Origin of the sequence: Acinetobacter sp. NIOH-H-8 (genome assembly GCF_046635365.1) — a bacterium.
In the GTDB taxonomy this organism is placed as follows: Bacteria; Pseudomonadota; Gammaproteobacteria; order Pseudomonadales; family Moraxellaceae; genus Acinetobacter.
Genome location: NZ_JBHDVN010000232.1, coordinates 1 through 432, shown reverse-complemented (window position 1 = coordinate 432; position 432 = coordinate 1). Strand labels below are relative to the sequence as shown.

Sequence of the window (432 nt, the reverse complement as noted above, 5' to 3'; positions counted from 1 at the left end):
TATTATCACGCCACAACTGCTGGCGGTGATTTTTTGGGGAATGGGTTAGCGCCTGATGGCGCGTTGCTTATCCGGCCTATGCACTGTGTTAAATCCAGGCTGGATAACGCGCGCCGCACCGGTCACACTTCTGCTCTTCTTCTTATCTCTTTCCTCAATGAACGTGCTAATCAGCGTAATGGCAACGAGCATAATTCCAATTTTTTCAGTTAGTTATCAATCTTCATCGCCTTTTTTTTCGTCGCAACGGGTAGTTTTTCAGCTTTTAATTCGGCAATAATGCCTTTCCTGGCGGTGGCGCTGAAAAAGGTCGCAACTGAAATGAAAAATAGCGGCAATGAGCGCGGTTGCGCCGAAACACGTCACCAGTGAACTACAGTTATTTTGCAATAAGATTCCCTTGCTGCGGGATAATGTGAAGCATATCAGCAA

General features: G+C 46.3%; 1 protein-coding gene. It reads left to right on the top strand.

Annotated elements, in window-relative coordinates; translation table 11 throughout:
• Positions 1–213 (top strand): hypothetical protein (locus ACEWB7_RS17970; protein ID WP_411581086.1); only part of this gene is annotated, 213 nt, incomplete at its 5' end.
• Positions 214–432: the final 219 nt, after the last annotated feature.